Raw genomic sequence first — 13,392 nt, forward strand, 5'->3', positions numbered from 1 at the left:
TTCCACAGACAGGTAGTCAGGATACAAGCCTGACCGATAGATAGTTCCTCTCCGCCTGCACCGGTGATTGGTAGCCCAGTGCCGAGTGCATGCGGATGCGGTTGTAGAAGAGCTCGACATACTCGAACACCGCCGTGCGTGCGGAGTAAAGGGGACGTAGCCAATTAACCGACCCCAACGAAGCCCGGCCCTCGCCCGGCGGGGCTTCTTGTTTAGCTGCGAGAACAAACGGGACGGAGCAACTGTCTTGTGATCACCGGGTCTGTCAAACGGACTGTGTAACCTTGGTTTTCACAGCGCATCCAGTGGCTCGGCGACTACCGCGCGCGCCTCAGCACGCTCATCGCGTCGATGCTTCGGTACCGATGGCCTCGGCGCCGATGCGCCACAACTCGGCGTCGCCGACCGCATCGACCCGCTGTGCGCCGGCCAAGGCTAGCCCTTTGTGCAGCGGTGGCGACGCGCTCGCCGGCACCACCAGGGCCCAGCGCGCTCCGCTGGCTTGGAGCAGGCCCCGCCATTGCTGCCCGCTGGGATCGGCCTCGGCGCGCATGCGTGCGGCGCTCAGTTCCGGGTCGTGGTCGAGCACGCTGCGACCGCGCAGCCCCAGCTCGGCGATGTAGGCACGGCCCGGCTCGGTGGCCAGCACGATGCCGTCGTCGCCCCGCGGCAGGCGCCCGATCAGGGTCCGTTCCGGTACGTAGTGCGGAAAGATCGCCTCGGCGTCGCCAAGCGTACGGATGGTGCGCTTGAGCGCGGCGGAATGGTGCAGCCAGCTCGAATTGGCCTGGAAGGCGAGGTTGAGCACGCACACGCCGGCGAGCAGCCACGCGAAGCCGCGACGGCCGAGCGTGCCTTCACCACGAACGACGAGCAGCGCCGAGAGTAGAATCAAGCCCGGATACGCGTAGCGGACGTACTGCATCGGCACCAGCGGCAACCAGGCGACCAGGGTGACCGCGATCGCGATGCCGCGGCCCGAACGTCGCGCCAGCGCCAGCAGCCAGACGCCAGCCAGTGCGACCAGGGTGAAGCCGAGGCCGCCGTTGAACGCCTCGACATAACGCGGGGTATCGAAGCTCATCAGCCACGGCAATGCCAGACTGAAACCGGTGAACCAGCGCGGGTCGCGATAGGCCTCGTCCGGCAGGTATGGCGAGTGGAACAGGTTATTGAACAGCGGCATCAGCGGATTGCCGGTATGCCACCAAGCCTGGACGTAGCTGGAGGCGGCCACCAGCAGCGCCAGTACACAGGCAGCTGCGGCCGTTTTCCAGTCCAGGCGCGTGCGGTGGTGCCACAACGCATAGACGGCGAGCGGGGCGGCGGCGAACGAATGCATGGTCTTCAGTGCGGCCATGCCGGCGAACAGCACCGCGGCCGGCAACAGCCAGCGCGGCTCGCGCGAGGTCGCCACCACCATCGCCGCCAGCAGCAGCACGGTGGCCGGCAGTTCGGTCTGCATACCCGCGGCCATCCACACCAGCGGCGGAAAGCTGGCGACGAGGGCGGCGCAGGCCCAGCGCTCGGCCGGCTTCGCGCCGATCGCCGCGCTGGCCGTCCACGACAGCGGCGCGATCAGCGCCAGCCACAGCGCGTTGACCGCGCCGCGTGCGTCCTCGCGGGCCAACAGGGCGGCGACGGCCTGCAGCACGTCGCCGAGCCAGGGTGCGAACGACCAGACCTGGTGCGCGGGGTCGGGCCGGTAGTGTCCGTACAGCAGCAGGTGGCTGGGCAGGCCGAGATGGTAGGCGAGGTCGTCGACCTGCATCGTCGGGATCCAGCACGCGGTCGATGCCAGGCCGAACAGAGTCGTCGCGAACGTGGCCCAGCGTGGCGCCTGTTCGACCGCTTCGCGCAGCCTGCGGGCCGCATCGCCGAGCGTGGACACGAGGCTACGACGGCGCAGCAGGACCAGGGCCAGCAGCACAACCGCCCAGGCCGGCGTCGAGTGGACCGGCCAGCTCAAGGTCCAGCCGGCGAGGCCGGCGATCAGCACCAGCCCCACGCACAAGGCGACCGCTGCCCGTGCCGGCATGCCTGCCGGTACCAGCCACGTACCCAGGGCCAGCGCCGCCAAGGCCAGCAACAGCACCGCGAGGACCGGAAGCGGGCCGGCGAACAGCGGCAATGCCGCGAGCCAGACCAGGGCCAGCGCCAATGCCCATGGCAGCCTTGCGTAACGTCGCAGCGGCCAGGCGATCGCCGAGGCCGTCAGCGCGAGTACCAGCGTCAGCACCAGCCGCTCCCACGGCAGCACCTGCCACATCCGTGCATGGACGAAGCCGATCGCGAGCGCGACCGGGCCGCTCGCGATCAACGCAATCGCGGCAAGCGAGCGGGGAGAGCTCGCAGCGATGGCGCACGCGTCCTCGGATACCGAAGCGTCACCGTCGGCGCCTCGCAAACTGGTTGTGGTCGTCATGTGCGCCGACCCCGTCTCTTCTGATGCCCGCTAGAATCCGCACCGGCTCCATTCATTCCGCCACCAACGCCATGCCCTCTCCGTTGAGCGCCATCATACTCGTCGTCGGCGATGGCAAGCGCATGAAATCCAAGGCAACCTCAGAGTCAGGTTCATTCGACATAGCCAAGAACAAACGGAACGGAGGCAATTAATCCGATCCCATGAAACACAAGGCCCGCATTGCGGGCCTTGTCATTGTTGGGGTGTGGATGTCAACGCCCGGCTTGTGCGAGCAGCGAGTCGAGGACTTCGCTGACCAGGCGCTGCTTGGACTTGGGCAATGCCTGCAGACGTTCGAGTTGTTGCTGCAGCTTCGGTGCCGGGCCGCGCTTGCCGCGTGCGGGGGGGTATGCCGACGAGTCCTTCGATGCTGACACCGAGCGCCCGCGCCAGCAGCGGCAGCGTCGAGATCGGCGTGCGTCGGCGGCCGGTCTCGAACGAGGCGATCTGTTGTTGGGTCACGTCGACCAGTTCGCCGAGTTGGACTTGGGTCAGGCCCAGTCCCTTGCGGCGGTAGCGCAACGATTTTTGCATCTTGCCTTGACGATGGTGGGCGTGGTCATGCTTCGGAGTCGGGGTCCCGGGGTCCGGATGCCGCAGTTTCGAGTCCGAGGATTTCCTCCACCCGGCCCGCCACCGGCGTGGCACTGATTCCCAGCCGCGCCAAGCCATCCTCGATGCTGATCGAGTCCAGCTGCAGCGAGCGCCAGTTGTCGCGGCTGATCGGTTTGCCGGGCAGGAGTTCGCCGATGTCGGCCTGCAGCTTGCCGAGGGCTTCCGGCAGCGGCAGCACCATGCGCCAGCGGCGGCGGGCCTTTGCGGTCAGGCGGATGATGTCGGCGAGGCTGAGGACGTCGGGACCGACCAGCGGGTAGGTCTGGCCGTATGTGGCCGGGGCGTCGATGGCGCGGGCGAAGGCCTCGACCACGTCGCCGATCCAGACCGGCTGGAAGCGCGCCTCGGCGCGTCCGACCGGCAGTACCGGCGCCAGTTTGAGCAGCTTGTCGAAGCGACAGAACAGGCCGTCGCCGGGGCCGGCGATCACCGAGGGGCGGAAGATCGTCCAGTCCAGCCTTGACGCACGCACCTCGCGTTCGGCATGGCCGCGTGCCTGCAGGTAGTGGCTGTCGCCGAGGCCGGCGTTGAGCGCGCTCATCTGCAGCAGCCGGCGCACGCCATTGTCGTGCATGGCGGTCAGCAGCGAGCGGGTCAATTCGGTGAATACCTGCTCGAAGCCTTCACCGCTGTCGCCCTTCTCGTTGAGGATGCCGACCAGGTTGACCACCGTGTCGGCGTCGTCGAGCACCGCGCGCAGGAAGTCGACGTCATGCACGTCGCCTTCGAGCCGGCTGGCGTCGCGGCTCAGCTGGGCGACTTTCGCCTGGTGTGCGTGCGGATCGGAGCCGGGGCCGCGACTGAGTACGGTGACCCGGTAGCCGTCGTCGAGCAGGCGCTGCACCAGCGGCCGGCCGACGAAGCCGGTGCCGCCGAGGACGACGACATGCTGCATCGAGGCTCGCCTGCTCGGTTCGGGCGTGCCTGGTTCGGGCCGGGACGCGGTGCTCATGATTCAACCTGCGGGCGGGGGCGTGGCTTCGATGGTAGCGGCCGGGTCCGCGGACGTCGCTGGACAGATGAAGTTTTTGCGAGGCCCGTCAACGCGGCCGCGAAGGCGGTCGGCCAGGGTGCGCGCGCTGTTGTCGAGTTTCCAGTCGTAGATCACGCTGAAGGCGAGCACGCGGGCGACGTATTCGCGGGTCTCCTTGTAGCTGATGGTCTCGATCCAGAAGTCCGGGTCCATGCCGGGGCGCTGGGTGCGCCAGCGCAGCAGCGGCGTGGGGCCGGCGTTGTAGCCGGCGATAGCGAAATACGGCATGCCGCCGTTGTCGTCGATCATCTGCCGCAGGTAGGCGGTGCCGAGGATGATGTTGGTGTCCGGGTCGTACAGGCTCGACGCGCCGCCCCAGGGCAGGCCAAGACGGCGGGCGACAGCGGCGCCGGTGGCGGGCAGGATCTGCATCAGCCCCATCGCATTGGCCGACGAGCGCGCGCGCGGATTGAACGTGCTCTCGGCGCGGGTCTGGGCCGCGACCCAGGCCGGGTCGAGGCGGTTCTTCGCCGCCTCGCGACGGATCGTGGCGTCGTGGCGCAACGGGAAGCGCAGGTCGTACAACCGGCGCTGGTCCGGGCTGGACAGGTCAAGACCGAACACCGCGCGGTCGTGCCAGCCGTTGGCCTGCGCGTAGTCCACCGCGAGCACGCGTTCGGTCTCGTTGAAGCGGGTCAGCGCGTCGCGCCATTCGGCGGCGGCCCAGCCGGCCTTCTCCAGCCGCGCCAGCGACACCGCGCGCTGCAGTGCCGGATCGGCGATGACCTTGTTCATCGCGGCCGTGCCGGCATCCGGCTGCCACGGGCACAACGTGTAGGGCCGCTCGAGACGGTCGGCGGCCATGAAGCCGTGGAAGTCGCTTTCCAGTGCGACCTGGCGGAACAGCCGTTGCGCGGTGGCGGTGTCTCCGGTCTTCTCGCTCAGGCGTGCCTGGAAGTAGGCCCAGCGCGATTGGTTGCGCTGCTCGTCGCCCATCTTGCCGATCGCGGCCAGTGCGGCCGACCAGTCGGAACGCGACAGCGCTTCGCGTACACGCCATTCGTGCAGGCGCGGGTCGTAGCTGGCCTCGGGGACGGCGTTGAGCCGGCGCGCCGAGTCGGGCAGGTAGGAGGCCACCGTCCACAGTGCGATCTGGTACAGCGCGCGGCCGCGGTCGGCCTCGGTGAACTGCAGCGCCTGCGCGTACTGCGGCAACAGCTGTTCGGCCCGGTCGGGGTCGGCCTTGCCCAGTTTCGCCAGCCCGTGCGAGGCGACATGCCGGCTGCGGTCGGTCTTGGGCCAGTTCAACGCGCGTGGGTGCGGGTTGTCGATGAAGGCCGCGTAGTCGTTCGCCAATGCCTGCTGATCGGCCGGCAGGCCGCGCGCGATGCTGCGCATCACCCCCGGCTGCCAGGCTTCGGCGGCCTTGTCGAAACGCTGCCAGCGCAACTCGGGCGTCAGTCCGCCACGCGCGGCGAGCGCATTGAACACCGGGTCGCAGGCATTGGGCAGGGATTCGCCGCTGCTCAGCCAGAGCGCCTGCGCGCGCGCGCCCCAGTCGTTGCCGACCTTGCCGGTAGCCAGCTCGGCATTGAGCGCGTGGCACTGCAGGGCGGTGCTGTCGATGCCCTCGCGCCAGGCGTCGAGGAAGCTCGGCCAGTCCTCGCGTTTGGCGACCTGGGCCAGCCACGCGCTGCGGAAGGTTTCGCCGGCCGGCTCGCCGGCACGGCGCTTGAGGAAGGCTTGCGCCTGTGCGCTCGGCAGCGCATCGAGGTTGCGGCGCAGGCTGGCGAATTCGACCCAGCCGTACAGCGGGTGGTTGGCGAGGTCGCCGTATGCGGTGGCATCGAAACGTCCGGCTTCGGCGGCTTCGATCGCCTGCCCGACGCGCGGCAGGCGCGGGTCGGACAGAGGCGCCATGGTATTGCCCGGCCGGGCGGCGGGTGCGGCCATCGATGGTGCGGCGGTGGCCGGTTCGGCAGCTGGCGCCGACTGTGCGCAGGCGGCGGCGACGAGTATGGCGAGGGTGGGGAGAAGGAGGTGGGGATGCATGGGGACCGAATATAGCCGAGCGAATCGGAATGGCCGGTGAGGGTGGCGAAGGGCCGCGCCTTGCATCGGAGCAGGCGTCCACCGAGATGTAGAACGCATCGGCGATGCGTTGCGCGCCTGCTTCAGATCGCTGCCGGTTGTGGTGCCAGGCGCGCCAGGAACCGTCCGCCCTTGCAGGCCTGCTCTACCATGCGCCGGGTCATGCTGATCCGGTCCAGCATGCGCACCAGTGACGTGGCCGGCAGCATGCCGCGACTGCCGGCGCGCAGCAGTTCCGCCTTGGCGTCCTGGTAGACCTGTTCGAACCTGCCCGCCGCGGTGTCGATGGCCGCCCTGTCCAGTGGCGCATCGGTGGTCGGGTCCGATGCGGCCAGGACCTGCGCGGCCATGTCCTGCAGTGCCTGCAGGGGTGTGGCCAGCTGTGCGGGTGGCGCGGGCGAGGGCAGCGGCATCCGCGCCAGTTCGAGCGCCAGTTCGGCGACGGCACGGTAGTACTGCACCACCCGTACCGCGTCCGGCAGCGCGGCATCCACCTCCGGATCGCCGCCGCTGTTGACCCGGCTGGTGAACTCGATCGCGGCGGTGCCGAGGCTTTCGATGGTGCGCTGTTGGCGCTGCAGGCCGGTGTCGTCACCGGCTGCGGTGCCCGTGGAGAGCGCGCTGCGGGCCATCTGCAGGGCGAGGCCGCCCATCCTGCCGGTTTCGAGCACCAACGCGTCGATCGCCAGTCGCGGGGTCGCGGCGACCGCGCGATCGAGGTGGTGCGGCACGGCCGGGTCCCGTTCGCGTTCGCCGAAATGCCGTTCGAGCATGGCGACCATCCGGTCGGTGAACGGCCAGATCAGCAGCACGCCGAGCAGGTTGCTCAGGGTGTGGAAGATCGCGAGCAGGGTCGAGGGCGGGCCGTCATGCCCGGCGATCATCTTGGCCAGGGCGAGCAGCCATGGCAGCGTTGCCAGCGTGCCGAGCGCCGCGACCAGGTTGAACGCGACATGCGCGGCGGCGACCCGGCGCGCCGGCGAGGTCGCGCCGATGGTGGCGAACACCGCGGTCGAGGTGGTGCCGACGTTGGCGCCGACCACCATCGCGGCCGCGGCCGGCAACGGCAGCATGCCGCTCGCGGCGGCGGTGAGGGTGACCGCGAGCGCCGCGCTCGAAGACTGCATCAGCAGGGTCATCAGCGCGCCGATGACGGTGAACAGGCCAATCCGCAGCGGGCCATCGCCGGCGCGCTCGGCCAGCGCGAACATGCCTTCGGCCCCGGTGAACGCGCCCTTGAGCACATCCAGGCCAAGGAAGAACACACCGAAGCCGACCAGCGCCTGCCCCATCGCGACGCCGCGCCCACGCCCTGCGATCCAGCCGGCCATGCCTATCGCCACCGCCGGCAATGCCAGTGCCTGCAGGTTCACGTTGAATCCGGCGATGGCGACGATCCACGAGGTCAGCGTGGTGCCGAGGTTGGCGCCGAAGATGATGCCGATCGCTTGTCCCAGCGTCAGCAGGCCGGCATTGACGAAGCCGATGGTGGAGAAGATCATCGCGCTGGAGGATTGCACCAGGGCGGTGATCAGTGCGCCGGAACCGAGTGCGCGCAGGCGCGACTTCGTCGCGCGTGCCAGCAGCTCGCGCAGCGCCGGTCCGGCCGCGACCTTCAGGCCGTCGCTCATCAGCCGCATTCCGAGCAGGAACAGGCCGATACCGCCGGCGAAAGTGATGAAGGTGGTGATGTTCAAGTCGACGACGCACGAGGAAATCGACAGCAGTGTATGGCGATCCGCGGCCGACCGGCTCAGTGCAACGCTGAAGAAGCCGTCACCCCGGCTGTCGCCGGGGCGGCAACCGTTTCGGCATTGCCTTGGCAAGCCACCGATCGCTTACCCTGCGTTTCCTGTCCTGCCACGCAAGGGTTGTCGATGTCGCTTCCGCTATCGCTGCTGCTGTTCCTTGGCCTCGGTGCGGTCGCCGGCGTGCTGGCCGGCCTGCTCGGCATCGGCGGCGGGCTGGTGCTGGTGGCGGCGCTGGCCTGGCTGCTGCCGTTGATGGGGGTGCCGCAGGAGGCGGCGATGCATGCGGCGTTGGCCAGTTCGCTGGCGAGCATCGTGCTGACCGCCGCGGCCTCGGCGCGCGCACACCACCGGCGTGGCAGCGTGCTGTGGCCGACGGTGGCCTGGATGGTGCCGGGACTGCTGCTCGGCGGCTGGCTCGGCAGCGGCCTGGCGGTACGGATAGATGACGGCGTGCTGCGCTGGATCGTGGCCGGCTATTGCCTGCTGGCGGCCGCGCAGATGGCGTTCGGGCGTCGGCGCCCGCAGCGGCCCGATGGCACGCCGCCGCCGCGCGGGCTCGGGATGAGCGTGGCCGGCACCGGCATCGGCGCGCTGTCGGCGGTGGTGGGCATCGGCGGCGGCAGCATGACCGTGCCGTTGCTGGTCGCGCTGGGCACGGCGCCGGTGCGTGCGGTCGGGACTTCGTCGGCATGTGGGGTCGCGATTGGTTTCGCCAGCGCGGCCGGCTATGCGTTGCATGCACCGCCGGGCGCGCTGCCCGCGCATGCGGTCGGCTATGTCTACCTGCCGGCCGCGATCGGCGTGGCCGCGGCTTCGGTGCTGGCGGCGCCGTATGGCACCCGGCTGGCCCATTACCTGTCCGGCGAGACGCTCAGGCGCGTGTTCGCCGGCTTCATGGTGCTGGTCGGCATCAGTCTGCTGCTGGGCGGCTGAGAGGGCGCGTGCCGGCCCTTGATGTGCAGCGCAGAGGCCCGGTCATCGCCATATTTGTGATGGCAGTCACGACCAGCCTGTCTGCCGGGCTCAGGGAGCGCTTTTGCCCGTTGTGGCTTGTTTACAGAAAGTTTACAAACGCATTGGCGCCGTAGGGACGCAACAGGGGAGCGGCGTGCATTTCGATATGTGGCCCATCTGCATTTCTTAGGGAGAGAGATTCGATGAAAGCGCGACGACGCAATACTCTGACGCACGCCATCCAGGCGGCGTTGCTGGCCGGACTGGCGATGCCGATGTTGGCCGTGGCCCAGGACGAGGCCGGCGAACAGGCCAGGACCCTTGATACGGTCACCGTCACCGGCACCCGCATCAAGAAGGCCGAGATCGAAGGCCAGGTGCCGATCAACACCATCACCCGCGAGGACCTCGACCGCACCGGCCTGACCTCGCTCGGCGACATCATCCAGGAGCTGACCGGTTCGGGCTCCGCGCTCAACACCAAGTTCAACTCGTCCGGCAACTTCGGCTTCCCGCCCGACGGCGGTGGCGTCGGTGCCGGTTCGGCCCAGGTCGACCTGCGCCATCTCGGCTCCAAGCGCGTGCTGGTGCTGGTCGACGGCGTGCGCTGGGTCAGTGAGGCCTCGGCATCGGGCGTGGGCGCCTCGACCGACCTCAACACCATCCCGCTGGCCATCGTCGAGCGCATCGAGGTGCTGGAGGATGGCGCCTCGTCGCTGTACGGCTCCGACGCGATTGCCGGCGTGGTCAACATCATCACCCGCCGCAACCTCGACGGTGGCCAGATCAGCGTCGGCTACGGCGAATACGGCAAGGGCGACGGTGGCAACACCAACATCGACCTGTCGTGGGGCATGACCACCGACCGCAGCAGCCTGTTCCTCGGGCTGAGCCATGTCGACCAGAGGCGGATCAGCGCCGCCGACCGCGAGCAGTCGCGATTCCCGGTGCCGGGGACCGGGCTGGCCTTCGGCAGTTCGGGCACGCCGACCGGGCGTTTCATTTTCTGCGATCCCGCACGCGCGGCTGGAACCCCCGGGTTTTGTGGCGATGACGACAATCCGGGCATGGCGTACGACATCACGCCAGACTCTGGCGTCACATCGCCTGTCTTTGACCCGAACGATCCCAACGGCGGTGATTTTCATCAGTTCAGCACCGCCGACCGGTTCAACTATTCGCCATACAACCTGCTGCTGACCCCGTCCAAACGCACCGGCCTGTTCGGTCAGTTCCGCTTCGACATCACCGACAACCTGCAGTGGTACGTCAAGGCGCTGGGCAATCGCCGCGAGTCGACCAATCAGGCCGCGCCGGAGCCGATCTTCCTCGGTCCCGCCGCCGGCACCGGCAATCCGCTGTCGGACAACATCGTCATTTCCGCGGCGAATCCGTACAACCCGTTCGGTATCGATCTCGACTCGTCCAGTAACCTGGTCCTGATCGGTCGCCGCCCGGTCGAAGGCGGGCCGCGCGTGTTCGAGCAGGAGGTCGACACCCAGTACCTCGCCACCGGCCTGGAAGGCACATTCGATGTCGGCACGCGCAGCTGGTTCTGGGACGTCAACCTGGCCTACAGCAAGAACAAGGCCGAGCAGACCAACTACGGCAGCTACAACATCTTCAACATCGCGCTGGCGCTCGGCGACCCGGCCGCCTGCGCGGCGGTGGCCGGCTGCGTGCCGCTGGACATCTTCGGCGAGGGCACCATCACCAACGAAATGCTGGCCTTCATCCAGCCGGTGGTGCGCGACCGCAGCGAGCAGGAGCTGAGCCTGTTCTCGGCCAACCTGTCCGGCGACCTGTTCGACAACTGGGCCGGCACGGTGGCATTCGCCACCGGCTACGAGTACCGCAAGTACGAGGGCTGGTACCGGCCCGATCCGCTGACCGTGGCCGGCCACTACAACGGCGTGCCTTCGCTGCCGACCGCGGGCGACTACGACGTCAACGAGCTCTATGCCGAGTTCAGTGTGCCGCTGTTCGACAATGGTGCGGGCCAGAAGCTCGACCTGAGCCTGGCCGGGCGTTATTCGGACTACTCCACCTTCGGCGGCGAGTTCACGCCCAAATACGGCCTGCGCTGGCAGGTGGCCGACGAGCTGGTGCTGCGTGCGACCTATGCCGAAGGTTTCCGCGCGCCGTCAATCGGCGAACTGTTCGGTTCCGACAGCCGTTTCGACGCCCAGTTGCGCGACCCCTGCCTGATCGGTACCGACGGCTCGCCGCCGACCGGCAACGCGGCCAACTGTGCCGCCCTCGGCGTGCCGACAGGCGCGATCCAGGTCAACCCGCAGATCTCGGTGGTCACCGGCGGCAATCCCGACCTGGAGCCGGAGCGCTCGCGCAGCTTCAGCACCGGCTTCGTCTACAGCCCGGCCTTCGTCGTCGACGCGGGCATCGCCGAGCGGCTGGACCTGGAAGTCACCTTCTACCGTCACAACCTGGAAGGTGCGGTGCAGGCGATCGATGCCCAGACCCAGCTCGACCTGTGCGTGGCGACGCTCGATCCCCTGTTCTGCGGCGGCATCACCCGCGCCAGCACCGGCGGCATCAGCAGCTTCAACAACCGCCTGACCAATCTCGGTTCGATCAAGACCGACGGCTGGGATTTCGATGTGTTCTGGACCCTGCCCGAGACCACCGCGGGCCGCTTCAAGGTCGCCTGGCAGAACACCTGGGTGACCCGTTACGAGGCGGTCGGCGCAGCCGGCCAGGTGCAGCCGCGCCGGATCGGCGTGGAGGTCAACGACAGTGCGGTTCCGGACTGGACCAGCAACTTCGTGGTCGACTGGACGCGCAACGCCTGGAACGCATCGTGGACCGTGCGCCACATCAGCGAGCTGAAGGAGCAGTGCGGCGATGCGTCGTTCTCGCCGTTCTGCAGCGATCCGGCCGCGGGCACCAACACCCTCGATGCGACCACCTACCACGACCTGCAGGTGGGCTATCGCTTCGACTGGCTGAAGGGGCTGAACCTGACCGCCGGCGCCAACAACGTGTTCGACAAGGATCCGCCGATCTGCCTGTCGTGCTCGTTGAACGGCTACGACGCGTCGACCTACGACATCCCGGGCGGGCGGTTCTTCTACGTCCGCGCGAACCTGCAGTTCTGAGGCCTGTCATGTAAAAAAACGGCCCCGGTCTCCACCGGGGCCGTTCGCATTGCGCGGGGGAGGGGGCGCTTACGGCGCCGGTTGTTCGCGCTTGCGGTAAACGATGAAGATCACCAGGTCTTCGCTGCCGCGCTGGTACAGCGCGTGGGTGCTGCCGTCGCGGGTCAGGATTGCGTCGCCGGGACCGACCTTGCGGCGATTGCCGTCGAGCATCAGCTCGCCTTCGCCGGACAGGACGTAGTAGATCTCGTCCTTGTCGTTGCGGTGCTCGCCGATGCTCGCGCCCGGGTGCAGGGCACGCTTGCGGAAGACGGTCTCGAAGCCCTCGGCGTCCGCAAAGAACGGATACGCGGTGGTGGTGCCGGTGCCTTCGTGCGGGCCCGGCTGCTGCACCGCGATGTCGCGTTCCTGTTCGACGTAGGAATCGCTGCGTGGCTCACCGGCGTATGCGCAGGCGGCGAGCGCGGGAATGGCAAAGGAAACAATGACTCGAATGTTCATGGGGCTTTACCCTCGTAGCCCGGGTAAGGCGAAGCCGCACCCGGGTTCATCGATCCCGGGTGTGCTCCGCTTACCCGGGCTACGGGGGCATTCACATGCGTCTCAGCGTGCCAGCCAGCCGCCGTCGATCGGGATGACCGCGCCGTTGACGTAGTCCGAGGCCTTGGAGGCCAGGAATACCGCCGCGCCACCAAGGTCGGCCGGGGTGCCCCAGCGCCCGGCCGGGATGCGGCCGAGAATCTCGGCGCTACGCGCTTCGTCGGCACGCAGCTGGGCGGTGTTGTCGGTGGCCATGTAGCCGGGCGCGATCGCGTTGACGGTGATGCCCTTGGCGGCCCATTCGTTGGCCAGCAGCTTGGTGATGCCGGCGATGCCGCTCTTGCTGGCGGTGTACGACGGCACCCGGATGCCGCCCTGGAACGACAGCATCGAGGCGATGTTGATGATCTTGCCGCCGCCGTTGGCGATGAAGTGCCTGCCGGCGGCCTGCGACATGAAGAATGCCGACTTGATGTTCACGTTCATCACGTCGTCCCAGTCCTTCTCGCTGAACTCGACCGCGTCGGCGCGGCGGATCAGACCGGCGTTGTTGACCAGGATGTCGAGGTGGCCGAGGCCTGCCACCGTTTCCTCGACAATGCGGCCTACCGGCTCGATGCTGATCAGGTTGGCATCGATGTTGAGGAAGCGGCGGCCGAGCGCCTTGACCTTCTCGCCGGTTTCATCGGCCGGGACGATGCCGGCGGCAGCGATGTCGGCGCCGGCTTCGGCCAGCGCCAGGGCGATGCCCTGACCCAGACCGGTGTTGGCGCCGGTGACCAGCGCGACCTTGCCTTCGAGACTGAACGGATTGGACATGTGCTTTTCCTCTTCGCTATGCGTTGTCTCAATTCGTCATCCCCGCGAAGGCGGGGATCCATGGAC

Annotated in this window: 9 protein-coding genes and 2 pseudogenes; 2 read left to right on the forward strand and 9 right to left on the reverse strand. The window is 68.2% G+C overall.

All coding sequences use genetic code 11. The features are described 5' to 3' along the window. Positions 1-16: 16 nt before the first annotated feature. The 7 genes and pseudogenes from FKV23_RS01255 to FKV23_RS01280 all read right to left on the reverse strand — a co-directional run. Positions 17-142 (reverse strand): annotated as a pseudogene (locus FKV23_RS01255) (IS3 family transposase); the annotation flags it as partial. 198 nt (positions 143-340) lie between these two features. Continuing rightward, positions 341-2,425 (reverse strand): hypothetical protein, encoded by a 2,085-nt coding sequence (locus FKV23_RS01260; protein ID WP_141622223.1) that lies wholly within the window; start codon positions 2,423-2,425, stop codon positions 341-343. A gap of 254 nt (positions 2,426-2,679) precedes the next feature. Beyond that, positions 2,680-2,844, reverse strand: a complete 165-nt coding sequence (locus FKV23_RS17425; protein ID WP_244244060.1) for a hypothetical protein — start codon at positions 2,842-2,844, stop codon at positions 2,680-2,682. A gap of 40 nt (positions 2,845-2,884) precedes the next feature. After that, positions 2,885-3,139 (reverse strand): annotated as a pseudogene (locus tag FKV23_RS17730) (helix-turn-helix transcriptional regulator); the annotation flags it as partial. Next, the gene (locus tag FKV23_RS01270; protein WP_244244061.1) at positions 3,027-3,977 is read right to left on the reverse strand and encodes a complex I NDUFA9 subunit family protein; all 951 of its coding nucleotides are present in this window, start codon (positions 3,975-3,977) and stop codon (positions 3,027-3,029) included. The pseudogene FKV23_RS17730 and the gene FKV23_RS01270, both read right to left, overlap by 113 nt. Positions 3,978-4,037: 60 nt before the next feature. Continuing rightward, positions 4,038-6,008 (reverse strand): transglycosylase SLT domain-containing protein, encoded by a 1,971-nt coding sequence (locus FKV23_RS01275; RefSeq protein ID WP_141624975.1) that lies wholly within the window; start codon positions 6,006-6,008, stop codon positions 4,038-4,040. Positions 6,009-6,229: 221 nt separating this feature from the next. Continuing rightward, positions 6,230-7,843: a Na/Pi cotransporter family protein gene (locus FKV23_RS01280; RefSeq protein ID WP_141622226.1), complete on the reverse strand. Its 1,614-nt coding sequence runs from the start codon at positions 7,841-7,843 to the stop codon at positions 6,230-6,232. Positions 7,844-8,023: 180 nt separating this feature from the next. Here FKV23_RS01280 and FKV23_RS01285 point away from each other — a divergent pair, with 180 nt between their 5' ends. Continuing rightward, entirely contained in the window at positions 8,024-8,830 is an 807-nt protein-coding gene (locus FKV23_RS01285) for a sulfite exporter TauE/SafE family protein (RefSeq protein WP_244244062.1), read from the forward strand. A 290-nt stretch (positions 8,831-9,120) separates the two neighbouring features. Continuing rightward, entirely contained in the window at positions 9,121-11,967 is a 2,847-nt protein-coding gene (locus FKV23_RS01290; protein ID WP_244244140.1) for a TonB-dependent receptor, read from the forward strand. Between the two features lie 69 nt (positions 11,968-12,036). Here FKV23_RS01290 and FKV23_RS01295 read toward each other — a convergent pair whose 3' ends face one another. Both FKV23_RS01295 and kduD read right to left on the reverse strand, forming a co-directional pair. Continuing rightward, positions 12,037-12,468, reverse strand: coding sequence for a cupin domain-containing protein (locus FKV23_RS01295; protein WP_141622228.1), 432 nt, complete (start codon positions 12,466-12,468; stop codon positions 12,037-12,039). 102 nt (positions 12,469-12,570) lie between these two features. After that, positions 12,571-13,326, reverse strand: coding sequence for a 2-dehydro-3-deoxy-D-gluconate 5-dehydrogenase KduD (gene kduD / locus FKV23_RS01300; protein WP_141622229.1), 756 nt, complete (start codon positions 13,324-13,326; stop codon positions 12,571-12,573). Positions 13,327-13,392 lie beyond the last annotated feature (66 nt).

It is taken from the genome of Lysobacter alkalisoli (assembly GCF_006547045.1).
GTDB lineage: Bacteria > Pseudomonadota > Gammaproteobacteria > Xanthomonadales > Xanthomonadaceae > Marilutibacter > Marilutibacter alkalisoli.

Coding starts and splice junctions, on each gene's coding strand:
- kduD (WP_141622229.1), bottom strand. CDS start 13,326: ATGTCCAATCCGTTCAGTCTCGAAGGCAAGGTCGCGCTGGTCACCGGC.
- FKV23_RS01285 (WP_244244062.1), top strand. CDS start 8,024: ATGTCGCTTCCGCTATCGCTGCTGCTGTTCCTTGGCCTCGGTGCGGTC.
- FKV23_RS01290 (WP_244244140.1), top strand. CDS start 9,121: ATGCCGATGTTGGCCGTGGCCCAGGACGAGGCCGGCGAACAGGCCAGG.
- FKV23_RS01270 (WP_244244061.1), bottom strand. CDS start 3,977: ATGCAGCATGTCGTCGTCCTCGGCGGCACCGGCTTCGTCGGCCGGCCG.
- FKV23_RS01295 (WP_141622228.1), bottom strand. CDS start 12,468: ATGAACATTCGAGTCATTGTTTCCTTTGCCATTCCCGCGCTCGCCGCC.
- FKV23_RS01260 (WP_141622223.1), bottom strand. CDS start 2,425: ATGACGACCACAACCAGTTTGCGAGGCGCCGACGGTGACGCTTCGGTA.
- FKV23_RS01275 (WP_141624975.1), bottom strand. CDS start 6,008: ATGGCCGCACCCGCCGCCCGGCCGGGCAATACCATGGCGCCTCTGTCC.